The organism is Aeromonas sp. BIGb0445, from assembly GCF_024809075.1.
Taxonomy (GTDB): Bacteria; Pseudomonadota; Gammaproteobacteria; order Enterobacterales; family Aeromonadaceae; genus Aeromonas; species Aeromonas rivuli.
On record NZ_JANUES010000003.1, the window covers coordinates 361,951 to 381,065 of the forward strand.

At 62.0% G+C, this 19,115-nt stretch carries 14 protein-coding genes; 11 read left to right on the forward strand and 3 right to left on the reverse strand.

Going from position 1 to position 19,115, the window contains the following annotated elements; all coding sequences use genetic code 11:
* Positions 1 to 212: 212 nt before the first annotated feature.
* From M2367_RS08385 to M2367_RS08430, 10 genes are all read left to right on the forward strand, one after another.
* Positions 213 to 1,898, forward strand: coding sequence for an ABC transporter substrate-binding protein (locus M2367_RS08385; protein WP_042041499.1), 1,686 nt, complete (start codon positions 213 to 215; stop codon positions 1,896 to 1,898).
* Between the two features lie 117 nt (positions 1,899 to 2,015).
* Complete coding sequence (locus M2367_RS08390) at positions 2,016 to 2,999, forward strand: ABC transporter permease (RefSeq protein ID WP_042041498.1); 984 nt, start codon at positions 2,016 to 2,018, stop codon at positions 2,997 to 2,999.
* A 1-nt stretch (position 3,000) separates the two neighbouring features.
* Positions 3,001 to 3,915: an ABC transporter permease gene (locus M2367_RS08395; RefSeq protein WP_259236412.1), complete on the forward strand. Its 915-nt coding sequence runs from the start codon at positions 3,001 to 3,003 to the stop codon at positions 3,913 to 3,915.
* Positions 3,912 to 4,943 carry an ABC transporter ATP-binding protein gene (locus M2367_RS08400; protein ID WP_042041495.1) on the forward strand — a complete coding sequence of 344 codons (1,032 nt, stop codon included), beginning with the start codon at positions 3,912 to 3,914 and terminating at the stop codon, positions 4,941 to 4,943. The genes M2367_RS08395 and M2367_RS08400 overlap by 4 nt, the downstream gene beginning before the upstream one ends.
* Before the next feature lie 10 nt (positions 4,944 to 4,953).
* Positions 4,954 to 5,946, forward strand: coding sequence for an ABC transporter ATP-binding protein (locus M2367_RS08405; protein WP_042041494.1), 993 nt, complete (start codon positions 4,954 to 4,956; stop codon positions 5,944 to 5,946).
* 136 nt (positions 5,947 to 6,082) lie between these two features.
* Positions 6,083 to 7,789 (forward strand): glycoside hydrolase family 9 protein, encoded by a 1,707-nt coding sequence (locus tag M2367_RS08410; RefSeq protein WP_259236413.1) that lies wholly within the window; start codon positions 6,083 to 6,085, stop codon positions 7,787 to 7,789.
* Positions 7,782 to 8,681 (forward strand): BadF/BadG/BcrA/BcrD ATPase family protein, encoded by a 900-nt coding sequence (locus tag M2367_RS08415; RefSeq protein WP_224432422.1) that lies wholly within the window; start codon positions 7,782 to 7,784, stop codon positions 8,679 to 8,681. The genes M2367_RS08410 and M2367_RS08415 overlap by 8 nt, the downstream gene beginning before the upstream one ends.
* Entirely contained in the window at positions 8,666 to 10,534 is a 1,869-nt protein-coding gene (locus M2367_RS08420) for a beta-N-acetylhexosaminidase (protein ID WP_224432421.1), read from the forward strand. The genes M2367_RS08415 and M2367_RS08420 overlap by 16 nt, the downstream gene beginning before the upstream one ends.
* A gap of 228 nt (positions 10,535 to 10,762) precedes the next feature.
* Complete coding sequence (locus M2367_RS08425; RefSeq protein WP_259236414.1) at positions 10,763 to 12,316, forward strand: PAS domain-containing methyl-accepting chemotaxis protein; 1,554 nt, start codon at positions 10,763 to 10,765, stop codon at positions 12,314 to 12,316.
* Between the two features lie 388 nt (positions 12,317 to 12,704).
* Positions 12,705 to 13,055 carry an MGMT family protein gene (locus M2367_RS08430; protein WP_042041489.1) on the forward strand — a complete coding sequence of 117 codons (351 nt, stop codon included), beginning with the start codon at positions 12,705 to 12,707 and terminating at the stop codon, positions 13,053 to 13,055.
* Positions 13,056 to 13,102: 47 nt separating this feature from the next.
* Here the strand turns inward: M2367_RS08430 and M2367_RS08435 are convergent, their stop codons facing one another.
* Both M2367_RS08435 and topA read right to left on the reverse strand, forming a co-directional pair.
* A complete protein-coding gene (locus M2367_RS08435; RefSeq protein WP_198135252.1) occupies positions 13,103 to 13,270 on the reverse strand; it encodes a hypothetical protein in 168 nt (55 codons plus the stop codon).
* 103 nt (positions 13,271 to 13,373) lie between these two features.
* Positions 13,374 to 15,995, reverse strand: a complete 2,622-nt coding sequence (gene topA, locus M2367_RS08440) for a type I DNA topoisomerase (protein WP_042041488.1) — start codon at positions 15,993 to 15,995, stop codon at positions 13,374 to 13,376.
* Between the two features lie 362 nt (positions 15,996 to 16,357).
* Here topA and astB point away from each other — a divergent pair, with 362 nt between their 5' ends.
* Complete coding sequence (gene astB, locus M2367_RS08445) at positions 16,358 to 17,695, forward strand: N-succinylarginine dihydrolase (protein ID WP_042041487.1); 1,338 nt, start codon at positions 16,358 to 16,360, stop codon at positions 17,693 to 17,695.
* A gap of 215 nt (positions 17,696 to 17,910) precedes the next feature.
* Here astB and sohB read toward each other — a convergent pair whose 3' ends face one another.
* Complete coding sequence (gene sohB / locus M2367_RS08450; protein ID WP_259236415.1) at positions 17,911 to 18,918, reverse strand: protease SohB; 1,008 nt, start codon at positions 18,916 to 18,918, stop codon at positions 17,911 to 17,913.
* Positions 18,919 to 19,115: the final 197 nt, after the last annotated feature.

A 19,115-nucleotide genomic window follows, 5' to 3' on the forward strand; every position in this document is an offset into this window, starting at 1 on the left:
GAATTTAACGAGAATGACGAAAGAATTTTGGTTTTTACGAAATCGACGAAATCAGGCCTTGTTGTTCTTCTGTTAACTCTGCTTTGCTAGGGGCGTTGGATTAGATAAAGACAAGGGTGCAAAACCTGCCCAACACAGAGGGCCGATATGCATAGCATGCGATGTCGGTGCTCCATTCCAAAACATGGAAGACCAATAAGAAAGGAAAACATATGCTTGCCAAAGTATCCAAAATAGCTACCTCAGTCATGCTGGGAACCCTGATGATTGCTGGCGCCACCAGCAGTGCCATGGCCGCCGAGAACAAGACGGTGCTGACCATGGTCGCCCAACAGGAGACAGCCTGGGTCAAGAACTTCAACCCCTTCCTGCAGGCCGGTCTGCTGCACACCACCCGTCACTTCATCTATGAGCCGCTGGTGATCTTCAACGATATGCAGGGTGGCAAACCCGTCTATCGTCTGGCGACCCACTATGCCTTCAGCGATGACCTGAAGTCCGTCACCTTCGACCTGCGCGATGGCGTCAAGTGGTCCGACGGTGAAGCCTTCACCGCCGACGACATCATCTTCTCCTTCAATCTGGTCAAGGCCAACAAGGCGCTGGATGAGCGCTCTATCTGGACCCAGATCAAGGGCATCGAGAAGTTGGGTGACCACAAGATCAAGTTCGACCTGACCGAGGTCAACACCAACGTGGTCAACGACCTGGTGCTGATCCCCATAGTGCCTGAGCACCAGTGGAAGTCCGTCAAGGACCCGGTTGCCTTCACCAACGACAAGCCGGTCGGTACCGGTCCCTTCACCGAAGTGGACAACTTCTCCGCCCAGCTCTATACCCAATGCCGCAACCCGCACTACTGGGATAACGCCAACCTCGCCATCGACTGTATCCGCATGCCGCAGATGGCCACCAATGACCAGGTGCTGGCCGCCGTCATGAAGGGTGATGTTGACTGGTTCGGCTCCTTCGTACCGGACATCGAGCGCCTCTACGTCGGCAACGATCCCAAGAACAACAAATACTGGTTCCCGGCCTCCGGCACAGTGGCGTTCAACGTCAACTTCCAGAGCAAGAACCCGGGCAACCACGAAGCCTTCAACGACATCAACTTCCGTCGCGCCTTCTCCATGGCCATGGATCGCCAGTCCATGGTGGACATCGCCGGTTACGGTTACCCGACCGTCAACGACTATCCGTCAGGTTTGGGCAAGGCGTTCGCCTCCTGGGATAACCCGGACGTCGAGAAGAAATACGGCAAGTTCAGCAAGTTTGATGTCGAAGGTGCCAAGGCGCTGCTCAAACAGGCTGGCTACAAAGATTGTGACGGCGACAAGTTCCTCGACACCCCGAGCTGCAAGAAGATCGAGTTCAAGGTGCTGGTACCCAACGGCTGGACCGACTGGGTCAACACCGTCCAGATCGGCGTCGAAGGCCTGCAGGCGCTTGGCCTGAACGCCAAGACCTCCACCCCGGAAGCCACCGTCTGGACAGACGCCCTGGTCACCGGTGACTTCGATGTCGCCCTGCAGGGTTACTTTGCCGGTGCCAACCCGCACAAGTACTTCGAGACCGCTTTCCACTCACGCAACATGGGTGAGCGTGGCAACCGCTTCGCGGCCAACCGCTACAAGGATCCGGCGCTGGACAAGTTGATCGATGACTTCACCCAGACCGCCGATGCTGCCAAGCAAAAAGAGATCATGTTCGCTATCCAGGAACGTGTCGGTGCCAACCAGACCATCATCCCGGTGTTCAACAACCCGACATGGTATGAGTACAGCACCAAGCGCTTCCATGGCTGGTTCAGCGCCGACAACCCGGTCGCCAAACCGCAGCTCCACCCGGATACGCCTGAGCGTCTGCTGCACGTGCTGTCCCTCAAGCCGAACAGCTAAATCCTCCTGGCCCCCTGCGGGGGGCCTTCTTCCCCGCCGCCTGCCCACTTCCCGGATCTGCCGGGGTTGGGGTAGCTATGCCCGGTGCGGGGCAGACTTGCAGTAAAAGGTATCATCATGGGATTTATACTAAGACGTTTCTCCTTCTATCTGGTCGCCTTCCTGGTGGCCGCCACCATTAACTTCCTGCTACCCAGAGCCATGCCAGGGGATCCCGTCTCCGTCATGTTTGCCCGGGCCGGCGCCATGATGGAACCCGCAGCCCTCGAGGCACTCAAGGCCACCTTCGGCTTTGTAGATGGTCCGATTGGCACTCAATTTCTGACCTATGTGAAGAGCGTCTTCACCTGGGATCTGGGCACCTCGGTGCGCTACTACCCGCAGCAGGTTGCCGACGTACTGGGTCGCGCCATCGGCTGGACCCTGTTCCTGGTAGGCACCTCCACCATCATCAGCTTCTCCTTCGGCTCCATCGTCGGCATCTTCGCCGCCTGGTACCGGGGTGGCCGCATGGACAGCATCCTCTCGCCACTTACCCTGGTGATGCAGGCCATCCCCCCCGTGGTGGTCTCCCTGCTCGCCCTGTTCCTGTTCGGGGTCAGCCTGGAGTGGCTGCCCATCGGCTACGCCTACAGCCCGGAGATCACCGCCGATTATGGCTGGGAGCACATCAAGAGCATCATGCTGCACGCCATCATGCCGGTCGGCACTCTGGCCATCGTGCAGGTGGGGGGCTTCCTCATCACCATGCGCAACAACATGATTAACCTTTTGGGGGAAGACTACATCACCATGGCCAAGGCCAAGGGGCTCTCCAACAGACGGGTCATCTTCAACTACGGTGCCCGCAATGCCATCTTGCCGAGCGTCACCGCGCTCTCCATGGCGCTGGGGTTCGTCATCGGCGGCTCCCTCATCACCGAGGTCATCTTCAACTACCCGGGACTGGGCCTGACCCTCTACCAGGGCATCCTGGCGCGCGACTACCCGCTCATTCAGGGGCAGCTGCTCATCATGACCATCACCATGCTCAGTTTTAACTTCCTGGCCGACATGCTCTACGTCTTCCTGGATCCCCGTCTTCGTACCGGAGGTAAATAAGATGCGTATGCCTACCATCCTCAAGATTTTACTGGGCAACAAGAAGGCCGCCTTCGGCCTCGCCATCGTCGTCTCCTTCGTGTTGATGGCCCTGTTTGCTCCGCTGCTCGCCAGCAATGAGCCGACCAAGCGGGTTGCCCGTCCCCACCAGCCGCCCAGTGCCGAGTACGTGATGGGCAGCACCCGCATGGGCCACGATATCTGGTCCCAGTTCACCAATGGCGCCCGCATCTCGCTGATGGTGGGCTTCGGGGCAGGCCTCTTGGTCTGCGCCCTGGCCATCGGCATCGGCATCACTGCCGGTTACTTCGGCGGCCTCATCGACGAGTGCCTCACCTTCCTGATGAACGTCATGCTGGTGATCCCGGGGCTGCCGCTACTGCTGGTGCTGGCGAGCTTCATCGGGGAGGCATCCCCCCTGGTGATAGCCCTCATCATAGGGTTAACGTCCTGGGCCTATGGGGCGCGGGTCATTCGCGCCCAGACCCTGGCCCTGCGGGAGAAAGAGTTCGTCATCGCCGCCGAGGTGCTGGGTGAGCCGGCCTGGCGCATCATCCTGGTGGAGATCCTGCCCAACCTCATCTCCATCATCGGGGTGAGCTTCATCGGCTCCATCATCTACGCCATCGTCACCGAGGCGACCCTGGAGTTCCTGGGCCTGGGCGATCCGACCGTGGTCAGCTGGGGCATCATGCTCTACAACGCCCAGACCTCCAGTGCCATCCTGGTGGGCGCCTGGTGGGAAATTCTGGCCCCCTGCTTCGCCATCGCCACCTTGGGCGCCGGTCTGGCCCTGCTCAACTTCGCCATCGATGAGATAGCCAACCCGCAGCTGCGTTCCCACAAAGGTCTGCGTCGCTGGAAACAGCTCGCCACCCCCGTCACCCCCATCGCAGCCCAGGAGAAGACAGCATGAAATCGCAACAACCCCTGCTGTCGGTGCGCGAGCTGTGCGTCGACTACATCACCGAGAGCGGCGACGTGCGCGCCGTCAACTCGGTCAGCTTTGACATCATGCCGGGGGAGGTGTTCGGCCTCGCCGGTGAATCCGGCTGTGGCAAGTCCACGGTCGCCTTCTCGGTGGCCCGGCTGCACAAGCCGCCCGCCTACATCAGCGGCGGCGAGATCCTGTTCAAGGGCGAGAACATCCTCGGCTTTGACGACGAGCGGCTGCGCAGCTACCGCTGGCGTCAGGCGAGCGTGGTGTTCCAGTCCGCCATGAACGCGCTCAACCCGGTGTTGCGCATGGAGGAGCAGTTCTGCGACGTGCTGCAAGCCCACAACCCCAAGCTGACCCGCTATGAGGCGATCAAGCGCGCCCAGGAGCTGCTCGCCATCGTCGACATCCATCCGAGCCGGCTCAAGGATTATCCGCACCAGTTCTCCGGCGGCATGCGCCAGCGGCTGGTGATCGCCATCGCCATGGCCCTCAACCCCGAGCTGCTTATCATGGATGAGCCCACCACGGCCCTGGATGTGGTGGTGCAGCGGGAGATCTTGCAGAAGGTCTATGCCCTCAAGGAGAAGTTCAACTTCTCCATCCTGTTCATCACCCACGATCTCTCGCTCATGGTCGAGTTCTGCGATCGCATCGGCATCATGTACGCCGGTGAGTTGATCGAAGTCGCCCCCTCCAAGGCGATCCTGACCGCGCCCCTGCATCCCTATACCAAGGGACTCGGCAACTCCTTCCCACCCTTGCACGGCCCGAAAACCGTGCTGGAAGGGATACCCGGCACCCCGCTCAACCTGCTGGAGGTACCGGTGGGCTGCCGTTTCCAGGCGCGCTGCGCCAAGGTGCACGAGCGTTGCCGTCAGGAGTACACGGCCCTGGCCGAAATTCGCCCCGGCCAACAAACCGCCTGCCATCTCTACGCCGACGGCCTGGCCGATGACGAGCTGGCATCCGAACCTTTGATCTTCGCTCAGGCCGCTGGCTGTTAAGGAGTCTTCCATGCATATCGCCGATACCCAGGCTCCCATCATCAAAGTCGAGCACCTCTACAAGGACTTCTCGGTCAACTCCAATGCCATCAAGAGCGGCAAGATGCGGGCCCTCTCCGACATCACCTTCAACCTGCACAAGGGCCGCGCCCTGGCGGTGGTGGGGGAGTCGGGCTCGGGCAAGAGCACCATCGCCAAGATCATCGCCAAGATGTACAAGCTCTCCAGCGGCCGCATCCTCTATCGCGGCCGGGATCTGGAGGAGTTCAACAAGGGCACCGCCCTGCTCGACTACCGTCAGAGCGTGCAGATGGTGTGGCAAGATCCGTTTGGTTCGCTCAACCCGACCCACACCATCTATCACCACATCGCCCGCCCCCTGCTGCTGCACAGCAAGGTGCTCGACAAGAGAGATCTGCCGGACATGGTCCATGACCTCTTGGAGAAAGTGGGGCTGACCCCGGCCAAGGCAACGGCGGCCAAGTACCCGCACCAGCTCTCCGGCGGCCAGCGCCAGCGGGTCAACATCGCCCGCAACCTGGCGGTGGAGGCGGAAGTGGTGCTCGCCGACGAGCCCACCTCCATGCTCGACGTCTCCATTCGCATCGGCATCCTCAACCTGATGGAGCAGATGAAGAACGAGCTCGGGGTCTCCATGCTCTACATCACCCATGACATCGCCACCGCCCGCTACGTGGCGGAGGATCTGGCGGTGATGTATGTGGGTCACATGGTGGAGTGGGGGGAGGTGGACGAGATCCTGCACCACCCGCAGCACCCCTATACCCAGCTGCTCATCTCGGCGGTGCCCGACCCCGAGAAGAGCATCCACGCCGAGCTCGAAGGCGGGCGCAAGGGGGAGATCCCGCTCTGGACGCCGGAATCCTATGGCTGCCCCTTCGCCGGGCGTTGCAACCAGGTGATGACCCGCTGCAAGGAGGCCATGCCGCCCGTCACCAAGCTTGCCGACAATCACTTCGTGCGCTGCTACCTGCACGAATAAGCCCGAAGGGGCGGCCTTGGGCCGTCCCCTTCCTGAATCAAATACAGAGGCGAGATGGCATCGCAGATGCGGGGAGTACCTCATGCCTGCACCGCTCATCCATCCTCTGTGCCCTTCCCCGAATGTTGAGGTATCGATGGAACTGCTAGTCAATCAGGTGGGTTATGAGTGTCAGGGTCGCAAGCAGGCACTGCTGCAGACCCGGCCCGGCCAGATCCAGGAGGGCCTGGCGCGATTGCTGCCGCTGACCGGCGGCCCTGCCCTGTTTGAGAAGCCCCTCAACGAGGAGGTCTGCGTCCCGGGCTGGCAGCAACGGGCCTTCTGGGTCATCGACTTCAGCGCAGTCACCCAGGCCGGCGACTACCGGCTCGAGGTGATCACCGCCCATGGCATAGTGCGCTCCGCCCGCTTCCGGCTGGGTGAGCGGTTACTGACCCAGCACTGCCTGTCTGACGTCATCCACTACTTCAAGGGTCAACGTTGCAGCGGCCAATATGACAAGGCGGACAGAGCCGCCCCCCTGTTCGGCGGCGAGCGACGCCGTGACGTGCACGGTGGCTGGTATGACGCCAGCGGCGATGTCAGCAAGTACCTGAGTCACCTCTCCTACGCCAACTACCTCAACCCCCAGCAGACCCCGCTGGTGGTCTGGTCTCTGCTCAAGAGCCGGGAGCTGCTGGCCCGACGCCAGGATATCGACAGCCTGAACCTGGGCAAGCGTCTCGATGATGAGGGATTGCACGGCGCCGACTTCCTGTGCCGCATGCAAGACGAGTCCGGCTTCTTCTACATGACGCTGTTTGACAAGTGGAGCAAGGATGTCACCCAGCGCGAACTGTGCGCCTACGCCACCCAGCAGGGGCTCAAATCCGGCAGCTGGCAGGCGGGCTTTCGCCAAGGTGGGGGCCTGGCCATCGCCGCCCTGGCCCGCGCCGCCCGGGCCGGGGTGAGTGGTGACTTCGCACAGGCCGAGTATGGCGAGGCGGCCCGGCGCGGTTACCTGCACCTGCGCGAGCACAACCTTGCTTATCTGGATGATGGCCAGGAGAACATCATCGATGAGTATTGCGCCCTCCTGGCTGCGGTTGAGCTGACGCACAGCCTCGGGGATGAGTGGCGGGCCGAGGCGCGCCACTGGGCCGAGCGGCTCTGTGCCCGCTTGCGCCCCCACGACGCACTTGGTCACTACTGGAGCGCGAACCAGGATGGCTCGCGCCCTTACTACCATGCCGCCGAGGCGGGCTTGCCGGTACTGGCCCTGCTCGAATACCTGGCGCTGGAGACAGATCCCGACCGCATCGCCAGGGCCGAACTCGTCGTGCGCCAGGCCCTGCTCGCCGAGCTGGCCCTGACCGGGCGTCCCGGCAACCCCTTCGCCCTCGCCCGTCAGTATGTGAAAGGGGTGGATGAGGCACCTCGGGTGAGCTTCTTTATGCCCCATCACAACGAGTCAGGCTACTGGTGGCAAGGGGAGAACGCCCGGCTGGCCTCCCTGGCCGCCGCGGCCTTTGCCGCCGCCGCCCGGCTGCCGGATCTGGCCGCTTCCCTCGACGCCCACGGTCAACGACAACTGGACTGGATCCTGGGGCTCAATCCCTTCGACGCCTGCATGCTCATCGGGCACGGCATCAAGAACCCGGGCTACACCGCGGGCTACCCCAGCGCCCCGGGCGGCATCTGCAACGGCATCACCTCGGGTTTCGAGGACGAGGCCGATGTCGCCTTCATCCCCGATGAATATCGGGATCGCCTGGATCAAAACTGGCGCTGGGGCGAACAGTGGATCCCCCATGGCGCCTGGTTTGCCTTGGCGATCAGCTGGCAGGGGACGCGTCATGAGTAAGCACCCTGTGTTGCCCGATAACATCGCCTACTGGGTCGGCGTCGATGGTGGCGGCACCCATACCCGGGCTCGCATTCGCAACCAGAAAGGCGAGTTGCTCGGTGAGGGACGCGCCCCCGGCTCCAATCTGGAACTGGGCATCGACCTGGCCCAACGCCATGTGCTGGGTGCGGTGCAGGGCGCCATGACGGCGGCCCGGCTGCCGGACTCGGCCCTGGCCCGGATGAGCGCCGGGCTGGCGCTGGCCTCCGCCGAGCTGGAGAGCTGCTATCGGGACTTTCTGGCCCAGCCCCTGCCCTTTGCCGAAACCCGGTTGACCTCGGATGCCTTCGGCGCTTGCCTGGGTGCCTTTGGCGGCGACCAAGGGGCCATTCTCATCGCCGGCACCGGCTCGGTCGGGCTCATCTTTCAGGGAGGCCGCATTCGCACCTGTTCGGGCCGCGGCTTCCCCATCTCGGATCTGGGCAGCGGTGCCTGGCTGGGCCTGCGCGCCATCCAGCAATCCCTGCTCTGCCACGACGGCATACTGGCCCCCAGCCTGCTGGCGGTACGCCTGCTCGACCACTTCGGACGGGATCAGGCGGCGCTGGTCCGTTGGGCGGCCCAGGCGATCCCGGCCGACTATGGCCGCTTCGCCCCCTGGGTGTTCGAGGCGGCAAAGGACGAGGATCCCCTCGCCCAGGCCCTGCTGGCTGAAACCCGGGATCAGCTCGAGACCCTGATTGGCGGCATGCTGGCACAAGGTGCCAACCAGGTCGCCCTGCTCGGTGGCATAGGAGAGCGGCTGCGCCCTCGCCTCGGCCATCTTCCCCTTGTCACCCCGCAGGCGGATGCCCTGGAAGGCGCCATCCTCTTTGCGAAACGGAAGGAACTGCCATGTCTACACCCCTGATCACCATTGCCATCGAACGCCGCGATGAGGAGGACGTCTGGGTCTTGTTGACCCTGGACAGGCTGCCGAGCGAGCCCTGGCAACTGCACTTCTGCCTCGGCCGTCAGGTAGACGCCAGCAGCCTGAAAGGGGGTGAACTCATCCACCAGAGCGGCACTTACAAGGTGATAGCCCCCCACCCGGGGAGTCGAGAGCTGGCACTTTGCTGTCGCAAGACGGTGTTCAAACACCTCACCGACATGCCGCAAGGCTTCTTCCTCAGCCTGCCAGAGTCCCAGCATGGTCCCCAGATCATCCCCGTCACAGTGGCAAGCCAGGAGCTCGGTCTCGACTCTCCCGCGTCAGTGCAACCTGAGCTGGCCAGCGTCGATAGCGAGCACGGCATAGTGCCGCAGCCCCGTCGCCTGGTGCGCCTTGAGGAGAGTTACTTTCGGCTCGCCGAGCGCGCTCATGTCAGGGGGCCGGGCAACCTCAGCGCCCTGCTCGGCCACTTCAACGAACTGACCTCCCTGGCCCTTGAGCAGGATCACGACGCCGAAATCACCCTGATCGAAGCCGGACTGGCCGATGAGGCCTATCGCCTGCACATCACGCCACAAGGGGTCGAGATTGCCGCCGCCGGCCTCCCGGGCTGGCGTCATGGCCTGGTCAGCCTGGCCCAATGGTATCTGCAACATGGCGAGAGCCTGCCCTGCATCGAGATAGAAGATGAACCGCGCTTTGGCCTGCGGGTCATTCATCTGGATTGCGGCCGTCACTTCCAGCCGATGGCGAGCCTCAAGCGCCTGCTCAAGCAGATGAGCCTCTACAAATTCAACCGCTTCCACTGGCACCTGACCGATGACGAAGGCTGGCGCCTCGAGATCAAGGCCTTCCCGGCCCTGACCGAGGTGGGCGCCTGGCGTGGTCACGGCTTGGCCATCGGCCCCCAACTCAGTGGCGGCGCGGCGCGCTACGGCGGTTTCTACAGCCAGGATGAAGCCCGCGAGCTGATCGCATACGCCGCTAGCCTCGGCATCGAGGTGATCCCGGAGATCGACATTCCCGGCCACTGCCATGCCGCCATCAAGGCGCTGCCCGAACTGCTGATCGAGCCTGCGGATCACTCCCGCTACCTGTCTGTGCAATTTTTTGACGACAACGTGCTCAACCCGGCACTGCCCGGCACCTATCAGTTCCTCGACAAGGTCATGGACGAAGTGTGCGAGCTGTTCCCGAGCAAGTTGGTGCACATGGGGGGTGATGAGGTGCCCCACGGCGTCTGGACCGACAGCCCGGCCTGCCAGGCGCTGATGCAGCAGCAGGGCTATCGGGACATCCGGGAATTGCAGGGTCACCTGCTGCGCCACTGTCAGGACTATCTTGCCGCCAAGGGGCGGCAGATGGTGGGCTGGGAGGAGGTGTTGCAAGGGGACAAGGTGGGCAAAGAGGCCATCATCTGTGCCTGGACCAGCTTCCAGGCGGGCCTGGACGCCGCCAGTCAGGGGTATCCTGTGCTGATGGCAGCGGCCCAGTACCTCTATCTGGATCTCGCCTGCAACGACAACATTGACGAACCTGGCCTCTACTGGGCAGGCACTCCCAATCTGGAGCAGGTCTACTCCTGTGACCCTGCCCCAGCCGATTTCCATGCCAACGATAACATCCTGGGGGTGCTGAGCCCCCTGTGGTCCGAGCTGGTCCATACCCGTGACCGACTCGACTATATGCTGTTCCCACGCATGCTGGCCACGGCGGAAGTCGCCTGGAGTCTGCCGAGTGACAAGGATTGGGCGCACTTCTGTGCCCGGTTGCCCGGTCAACTGGCGATACTCGACCAGCAGCAGGTGCGCTACCGGACACCGCAAAGGTAATGTTGTCACTCTGTTTGGCGGTCTGCGCGGCCGCCTTTTTTTATCCCGCCCCCAACCTCTTGTTTACTTCTTCGCATCAAAAGACATACACTTTGCGCGGCTTTTAACGTGCCATATGGATACATATTATCCACCTGTTGCCCTGTAAATCCCATAAGCAGCCCTCAATGGATCTCGATTGAAGCCGATAATAATAACAACGCTCGCCCATACGAAAGGAACTCTCCCATGCCCAATCAGCCGGCTCCCCTGAACGACCAGGAAGTAACCTTCCCCGATTCGGTCCAACTCGTCTCTATCACGGACTTGCGCGGGGTGATCACCTATGCCAATCCGCACTTCTGCGAGGTGGCCGGTTATACCCGGGAACAGCTGATTGGCCAGCATCACAATCTGGTCCGCCACCCCGAGATGCCCAAGGCCGCCTTCGCCGACCTCTGGCTGCAACTCAAGGCAGGCAAACCCTGGCGCGGCATGGTCAAGAACCGTTGCAAGGATGGTCGCTACTACTGGGTCGATGCCTACGTCACCCCGCTTTATGAGGAGGGCAAGATCAGCGGCTACCAGTCGGTGCGCTGCAAGCCCACCCCCGCCCTGATCCAGCGGGCCAGCACCATCTACCGCACCCTGCGCCAAGCGGAGCAGGGCGCAACCTCCATGAGCGTCTCCTTTACCCGCCTGCGGCCCGGGTTGGCGCTGGCTGGTCTCGCGGCCCTGGTGGTGCTGGCCTGGCAAATTGCCGGGACAACTGCGGCGCTGTTGATGCCAATGCCCTTGCTGCTGCTCGGTCTCCTCTATCGCGACGAGCTGATCGGCACCCGCCACTATCTGCGCGGGTTGCGCCACGACTATGACAGCCTGACCCGTCAGGTCTATTCGGGGGGGGAAGAGGTGGCCATTGCCGATTTCCACCTCAAGATGGGCGAGGCAAGGCTCAAGACGGTGCTGGGCCGGGTCAATGATGCCACCATGCCGCTGCAACAACTCGCCAGCTCCCTCAAACTCGCCTCGGGTCAGGCCTGCAGCGCCATCGGCGAGCAGGATGCCCAGACCCAGCAGATGGCGGCCGCCATGACCCAGATGGCCAGTACGGCCCAGGAGATAGCGCGCAATATCCAGGACTCCCACGGTCAGGTGGACGAGGCTCGCAGCCGCTGCCTGCAGACCGATGATCAACTCGCGCAGACCGAACGCCAGATCACCGCCCTGACCGGTCAGGCCGAGCAGGCGTATCAGGCGGCCGTCAGCCTGGCCGAGGAGTCGGCACGGATCGGTACCCTGATGAGCGAAATCCAGGGCATCGCCGATCAGACCAACCTGCTGGCCCTCAACGCCGCCATCGAGGCCGCTCGCGCTGGCGAACAGGGCCGTGGCTTCGCCGTGGTGGCCGACGAGGTGCGCACCCTCTCCACCCGCACCCACAAGGCAACCGAGCAGATCCAGGGCAGCATCAACCAGATCCAGCAGACCCTGACCCAGTGGCAGGCGATGATGCAGACCAACTTGCAGCAGACCCGCACCTGCGCCGACTTGACCCGCCAGGGATCAAGCAGCCTGCATCAGGTGCTGGAAGAGATAGAGCAAGTCAGTGCCTGCGGGGCCCAGATAGCGGCAGCCGCCGAGCAGCAGCAGGCCGTGGTCGAAGAGATCAGCCGCAACATCCACTCCATCTCCGAGCACTCCCAGCACAACAGCCACAAGATGCGCGAGGTCGATGAGGTGAGTCAGGCACTGCTCAACCAGTCCAGCCAGCTCAAGGGGCTGAGCCAGACCTTCGGCTGACCTTGCCCCCATAACGGGGCCTTTGTCACACTTGCCCAGCCAACGACACAGGCGCCACCCAAACGGGGCCTTTGTCACACTTGCCAAGCCAACGACACAGGCGCCACCAACACGGGGCCTTTGTCACACTTTCCCAGCCAACGACACAGGTGCCACCAACACGGGGTCTTTGGCACACTTGCCCAGCTGACGACACAGGTGCCACCCAAACGGGGCCTTTGTCACACTTGCCCAGCCAACGACACAGGCGCCACCAACACGGGGTCTTTGGCACACTTTGCCCAGCTGACGACACAGGTGCCACCCAAACGGGGCCTTTGTCACACTTGCCCAGCCAACGACAAAGGCGCCACAATGGCGCCTTTGTCGTTATGGAAAATGATCAGCCATGCAAGGAACGGAAACCGGGCTCACCAAACAGGCCAGGATAGAGGCCATACTGGCGCTGATACCGGCCGGTCGGGTGGCAAGCTATGGTCAGGTGGCGGATCTCGCCGGCTTGCCGGGCCGGGCTCGTCTGGTCGGCAAGGTACTCAGAGAGACCCAGAAAACCCTGCCCTGGCACCGCGTGCTGGGGGCCGGGGGCAAACTCTCCCTGCCCAGGGGATCGGTGGGATTCGACGAACAGACGGGGCGCCTGCAACAGGAGGGGGTGCCAGTGATGGGGGGACGGGTCAGGATGAAGGAGTGGCAGTGGCAGCCCGATCTCGCCGAGCTGCTGTTCCTGATCCCCTTCTAGGGATCCTTGCCATGACATGGCGCTCATGACGAGCCCCATGATAGGGCTCATCCCTCGCGAGATGAGAGGATCTCGTCACTGCGAACCTGTACGGGTATGGTTTCCGCCTCCCGCTGCAGCAATACCAGCTGGCTCTGTCTGTCGACCTCCAGCACGTAGCCAACCCCCTCGCGTGTCAGGCAGCTCATGCCTGGCCGGATCTCGTTGATATCCATCTTCGACTCCTTGTCTTGCCTGCCGCTACCTTGCAGCTTTTGCAGTATATCCCCATAAACGAAAAAGGCCCCGCGTTATGCGGGGCCTATCGACATACAGGGATCAGGCCTTCTTGGCCTTGGCCAGACTCTCCTGCCACTTGCCATTGTCGTAGTGGGCCGTCCAGCCTGTCGCCTTGCCGTTTACCTCGGTCATCACGTACTGCTCCTTGGTCTTGCGACTGAAGCGGACGATGGATGCGTTACCGTCAGGATCTGACGCCGGGGCATCGGCCAGGTACTGGTGCTTGGGCGAGAGCCGCTCCTTGAAGCGTTTGAGCTCTTCCACCAGGGGGGCTCGGGTCTCCCGGGATTTCGGGAAATTGCTGGCCGCGAGGAACAGACCCGCCGCGCCATCACGGAGCACGAAGTGCGCATCGGACTGGCTGCACTTGAGCTCTGGCAGCGGCACCGGATCTTCTTTTGGCGGTGCAATATCGCCATTTTTCAGGATCTTGCGAGTGTTTTTACAGGTCTCGTTGGTACAGCCCATGTACTTGCCGAAACGGCCGTTCTTGAGCTGCATTTCGCTGCCACAACGGTCGCAATCTATGCTGGGTCCTTCGTAGCCCTTGAGCTTGAACTGGCCCTTCTCGATCTCGTAACCCTCGCAGTCGGGGTTGCGACCACAGACGTGCAGCTTGCGGGTCTCATCGATGATGTAGGCATCCATGGCGGTGCCACAGAGGGTGCAACGATGCTTGGCGCGCAGCGCCTCGGTTTCGGCCTCTTCCCCATCGGCCGCGGAGACGAACTCGTCCGCCGAAACCAGGTTGATGGTCTTCTTGCAGCGCTCTTTGGGCGGCAGGGCATAGCCGGAGCAACCGAGGAAGACCCCGGTGGTAGCGGTGCGAATGCCCATCTTGCGCCCACAATCCGGGCAGTCGATGTCGGTCTGCACCATCTGGTTGGCGCGCATGCCCCCCTCTTCAGCGGGTTTGTCGGCCTGGGCCAGCTCTTCGGTGAACTCGGCGAAGAAGGCATCGAGTACGTCCTTCCACTCCTGCTCCCCCTGGGCCACCTCATCGAGCTTGTTCTCCATCTTGGCGGTGAACTCGTAGTTCATCAGCTCGACGAAGTTCTCCACCAGACGATCGGTAACTATCTCCCCCATCTTCTCGGCGAAGAAGCGGCGGCTCTCGACCCGCACATAGCCCCTGTCCACTATGGTGGAGATGATGGACGCGTAGGTGGATGGACGGCCAATACCGCGTTTTTCCAGTTCGCGCACCAGGGCCGCTTCGGTAAAGCGAGCAGGCGGCTTGGTGAAGTGCTGGCGAGGGTCCAGCTTGATCAGCTTGAGCGCCTCACCGACGGTCACCGCCGGCAACTGGGTATCTTCGCCTTTGCGGCCCATGGGCGGCATCGCCTTGGTCCAACCGGCGAAGCGCAGAATACGGCCACGGGCTTTCAGCTCGAACTCACCGGCCTTGACGGTCAGGGTGGAGGCATCGTACTGGGCCGGGGTCATCTGACAGGCGACGAACTGGCGCCAGATGAGGTCATAGAGCCGCACCGCGTCCGACTCCATCCCTTCCAGCTCGCTGGTGGTCAGGGTGACGTTGGAGGGACGGATCGCCTCGTGCGCCTCCTGGGCCCCGGCTTTGGAACCATAGAGGTTCGGCTCGCTTGGCAGATAGGGGGCGCCGTACTGGGTGGTGATGTAGTCACGCACCGCCTCGACCGCCTCTTTGCTGAGGTTGGTGGAGTCGGTACGCATATAGGTGATGTAGCCGGCTTCATAGAGACGCTGAGCCATCATCATGGTCTTCTTCACCCCAAAGCCCAGACGCGTCGAGGCGGCCTGCTGCAGGGTGGAGGTGATGAAGGGAGCAGAGGGCTTGGAGCCGGTCGGCTTGTCTTCGCGGCTGATGACCTTGTAATCCACCCCGTTCAGGGCGGCCAGAGCGGCATCGGTCTCGGCCTTGGTCACCGGCTTGAAGTCGGCACCATTGCGGCTGAGCACTTCCATGCGCAGGGATTCGTCCCCGGCGGTCATCAAGTCGGCATGCAAGTCCCAGAATTCCACCGGCACGAACGCCTTGATCTCGCGCTCCTTGTCGACGATGAGGCGCACGGCCACCGACTGCACCCGACCGGCGGAGAGGCCGCGGGCCAGCTTCTTCCAGAGCAGCGGGGAGACCATGTAGCCTACGACCCGATCCAGGAAGCGCCTGGCCTGCTGGGCATTGACCCTGTGCATGTTCAGCTCGGACGGCTGGGCAAAGGCCTCCTGGATCGCGCTCTTGGTGATTTCGTTGAACACCACCCGCTTGTAGCGGCTCTCGTCACCGCCGATGATCTCGCGCAGGTGCCATGCAATCGCCTCTCCCTCTCTATCCAAGTCGGTTGCCAGATAGATGGTGTCGGCCTTGGCGGCGAGACTCTGCAGTTCACTGACGACTTTCTCTTTGCCGGGCAAAATCTGGTAATTCGCCTGCCAGCCATTGGTCGGATTGATCCCCATGCGGGCAAACAAGGCGTTGCGATCCTTGGCAGCCTTCTCGGATTCGCTGAGCTTGATGCCGCGAATAACGGGTTTCTTGGGTTCGCTGCTGGCACTGCCGCTGGTCGGCAGGTCGCGGATATGACCGACGCTGGATTTCACCACGTAGTCTTTACCCAAGTATTTATTAATGGTCTTGGCCTTGGCCGGAGACTCTACGATGACCAGTGATTTGCCCATGCTGTAACTTTTATCCTCGTTGCACCCGTCGGGGTTGGTGTGCGGTTTTGTGGGGCTGTATAAGAGATTTGACGCCAAAAAGCAATCTTGGCGACAACTTTGCTTACCATGGCTAACCGCATCGCTTCTTTATTTATTAATGCGAAGCCGAGCCGCCGGACGCAACCGCTTTTTCATTTTTATGCCGCACATCGCCGTTTTTTATATCCGAAACAACATAACAAACCGCCCTCGTAACATAACAAAGCACTTTCGTTATCAGCTTGTTACAACAGACAAAATCTCTTTATAATGGCCACATCCCGCAGCTTTGTGCGCGGAAGGAACCGCAACCCATATAAAAATCGAAAGGATGTACTCTGATGAAGCACTTCGAGGTTAACTTCGACGGCCTGGTCGGCCCGACCCACAACTACGCCGGCCTCTCCTATGGCAACGTCGCCTCCCAGAACAATGCCAAAGAAGCCTCCAACCCGAAGGAAGCGGCCAAGCAGGGGCTGCGCAAAATGAAAGCGCTGACGGATCTCGGCATGACCCAGGGGGTACTGGCTCCTCAGGAGCGCCCGGATCTCGCCACCCTGCGTCGCCTGGGGTTCACCGGCTCCGATGCCCGGGTGCTTGAGCAGGCAGCCCGCCAGGCCCCCGCCGTGCTGGCCGCCTGCTTCTCCGCCTCCAGCATGTGGACCGCCAACGCCGCCACCGTTTCGCCGAGCGCCGACACCCAGGATGGCCGCATCCACTTCACCCCGGCCAACCTGACCAACAAATTCCATCGCTCCCTCGAGCCCGACGTGACAGGGCGCATCCTGCGCGCCGTCTTCCCGGGCGATCGCCATTTCTGTCACCACAGTCACCTGCCGGACAATGATCACTTCGGCGACGAGGGGGCCGCCAACCATACCCGGCTGTGTCGCGCCTACGGCGAGGCGGGCGTCGAGCTGTTCGTCTATGGCCGCAGCGCCTTTGACGTATCCCAGCCTGCGCCCAAACGCTACCCGGCGCGCCAGACCCTGGAAGCGAGCCAGGCCATAGCCCGTCTGCACGGCCTCGGCGAGGAGACCGCCGTCTTTATCCAGCAGAATCCGGAGGTGATCGATCAGGGGGTATTCCACAACGACGTCATCGCGGTGGGCAACCAGAATGTGCTCTTCTTCCACCAGCAGGCCTTCCTCAATACCGACTCGGCCCTGGCCGAAGTGCGCACCAAGTTTGGTGAAGGCGATCTGCACTTTATCGAGGTGCCGACTGCCGAGGTCTCGGTACAAGATGCGGTGAAATCCTATCTGTTCAACACCCAGATCCTGACCCTGCCCTCAGGCGAGATGGCGATCATCGCCCCGACCGAGTGCCGTGACAACCCGGCCGTGTCCGCCTATCTCAACAAGCTGGTTGGCCTGGGCACCCCCATCAAGCAGGTGCACTTCATGGATGTGAAGCAGAGCATGCGTAACGGCGGCGGGCCCGCCTGCCTGCGGCTGCGGGTCGCCATGAATGATGCCGAGCTGACTGCGGTCAATCCGGCCTGCCTCATCAATGACGGCCAGTTTGCCCGACTGGACGCCTGGGTCGAGAAGCACTACCGCGACAGCCTGGCCCTGGATGACCTGCGCGATCCGGCCCTGGTGCAAGAGTCCCGCACCGCCCTGGACGAGCTGACCCAGATCCTCAAACTTGGCTCCGTCTATCCCTTCCAGCGCTAAGAACCTGGTCACGATCTTACTGCGAGGCCGTGATCAAGGCTCATGCGAGGCTCTGAATCCTCACGTATGCCTATACGCTCCGGTTCCTGCGCTGCTCTTTACCTTGCTGACGACCTCTCGTGACAGCTCGTAGACAGGTTCTAAGCCGCAACAAAGCCATAAACGAAGGGCCGGGCAAGAGCCCGGCTTTTTCATTTCGTTTGCGTAATGGCTGCTCAGCGCCAGGGGCTCTGCTGCCAGAGCCGCTCCAGCCCCTGCACCAGCCCCAGCGCCCCCTGCTGGCCCAGCTTCTGGGTCAGCGACTTGGGCTTTTGGAAGCAGAGTCCCACCAGATGCCGCTCTTGCGCACGGCGCAGCAGGTAGTCATCGCTGGTACAGAGCTCATCCACCAGCCCCAGCTCCTTGGCATGACCGGCGAGCCAGTGCTCCCCGGTGGTGACCTTGTCGATCTCCAGGGCCGGGCGATGGGCGGCCACGAAGCCTTTGAACTGCTCATGGATGGCCCCCAGCTCCTCGCGAAACTTCTCCCGACCCGGCTCATCGTTCTCGCCGAACATGGTGATGGTGCGCTTGTATTCGCCTGCGGTGTGCATCTCGAATTCAATGTCGTGCTTTTTCAGCAGCTTGTTGAAGTTGGGCATCTGAGCCACCACGCCGATGGAGCCGACGATGGCGAAGGGGGCCGCCAGTATCCGGTCAGCCACGCAGGCCATCATGTAGCCACCGCTGGCCGCCACCTTGTCGATGGCCACCGTCAGGGTGATCTGCTTGTCCCGCAGTCGCTGCAACTGGGAGGCGGCCAGGCCATAGCCATGCACCACACCGCCGCCAGATTCGAGACGCAGCAATACCTCATCCCCAGGCTGGGCGACCCCTATCACGGCGCTCACCTCTTCCCGCAGGGAGGCGACTTCTCTGGCATCCATGCTGCCATGAAAGTCCAACACGAACAGACGGCGCCGCTCATCCCCTTGCTTGCCACGCTGCTTGCTGCGCTCTTTTTGCTGTTTCTCGATCAGCTTGCGCTCCTGCTTGCCGGCAAGAGAGGTGCGCAACCTGTCCTGGGTCTGCTCCAGCTCGGCGGAGAGATCCCTTATCACCAGCTCACCCTTGCGGGACTTGGGGTGGCGCGCACTGACCAGCATCAGGATCAGGGCGCCGATGGCCAGCAAGAAGGTGAGTGTCTTGGCCAGAAACAGGCCATATTCGCTCAGAAATGCCACAGAGAACTCCGTTGAGAGTGAAAATTTTTCCCATTCTAGGGAGTTTGCCCAAAGGGCGCAAAGACTGTTGCCAGCCCCAAAGCAGGCCGCGGCTGGGGAGCCGTCTCCCGCCCTTGGCGCCGGGTGTGCCTCGGCCAGCGAACCGGGAGAAACAGGACACAGAGCGCGCCATTGCCTGGCACCTTTGAACTATTTGC

Coding starts and splice junctions, on each gene's coding strand:
- M2367_RS08385 (WP_042041499.1), top strand. CDS start 213: ATGCTTGCCAAAGTATCCAAAATAGCTACCTCAGTCATGCTGGGAACC.
- M2367_RS08435 (WP_198135252.1), bottom strand. CDS start 13,270: ATGGATATCAACGAGATCCGGCCAGGCATGAGCTGCCTGACACGCGAG.
- topA (WP_042041488.1), bottom strand. CDS start 15,995: ATGGGCAAATCACTGGTCATCGTAGAGTCTCCGGCCAAGGCCAAGACC.
- M2367_RS08410 (WP_259236413.1), top strand. CDS start 6,083: ATGGAACTGCTAGTCAATCAGGTGGGTTATGAGTGTCAGGGTCGCAAG.
- M2367_RS08425 (WP_259236414.1), top strand. CDS start 10,763: ATGCCCAATCAGCCGGCTCCCCTGAACGACCAGGAAGTAACCTTCCCC.
- M2367_RS08395 (WP_259236412.1), top strand. CDS start 3,001: ATGCGTATGCCTACCATCCTCAAGATTTTACTGGGCAACAAGAAGGCC.
- M2367_RS08430 (WP_042041489.1), top strand. CDS start 12,705: ATGCAAGGAACGGAAACCGGGCTCACCAAACAGGCCAGGATAGAGGCC.
- M2367_RS08415 (WP_224432422.1), top strand. CDS start 7,782: ATGAGTAAGCACCCTGTGTTGCCCGATAACATCGCCTACTGGGTCGGC.
- astB (WP_042041487.1), top strand. CDS start 16,358: ATGAAGCACTTCGAGGTTAACTTCGACGGCCTGGTCGGCCCGACCCAC.
- M2367_RS08405 (WP_042041494.1), top strand. CDS start 4,954: ATGCATATCGCCGATACCCAGGCTCCCATCATCAAAGTCGAGCACCTC.
- M2367_RS08420 (WP_224432421.1), top strand. CDS start 8,666: ATGTCTACACCCCTGATCACCATTGCCATCGAACGCCGCGATGAGGAG.
- M2367_RS08390 (WP_042041498.1), top strand. CDS start 2,016: ATGGGATTTATACTAAGACGTTTCTCCTTCTATCTGGTCGCCTTCCTG.
- M2367_RS08400 (WP_042041495.1), top strand. CDS start 3,912: ATGAAATCGCAACAACCCCTGCTGTCGGTGCGCGAGCTGTGCGTCGAC.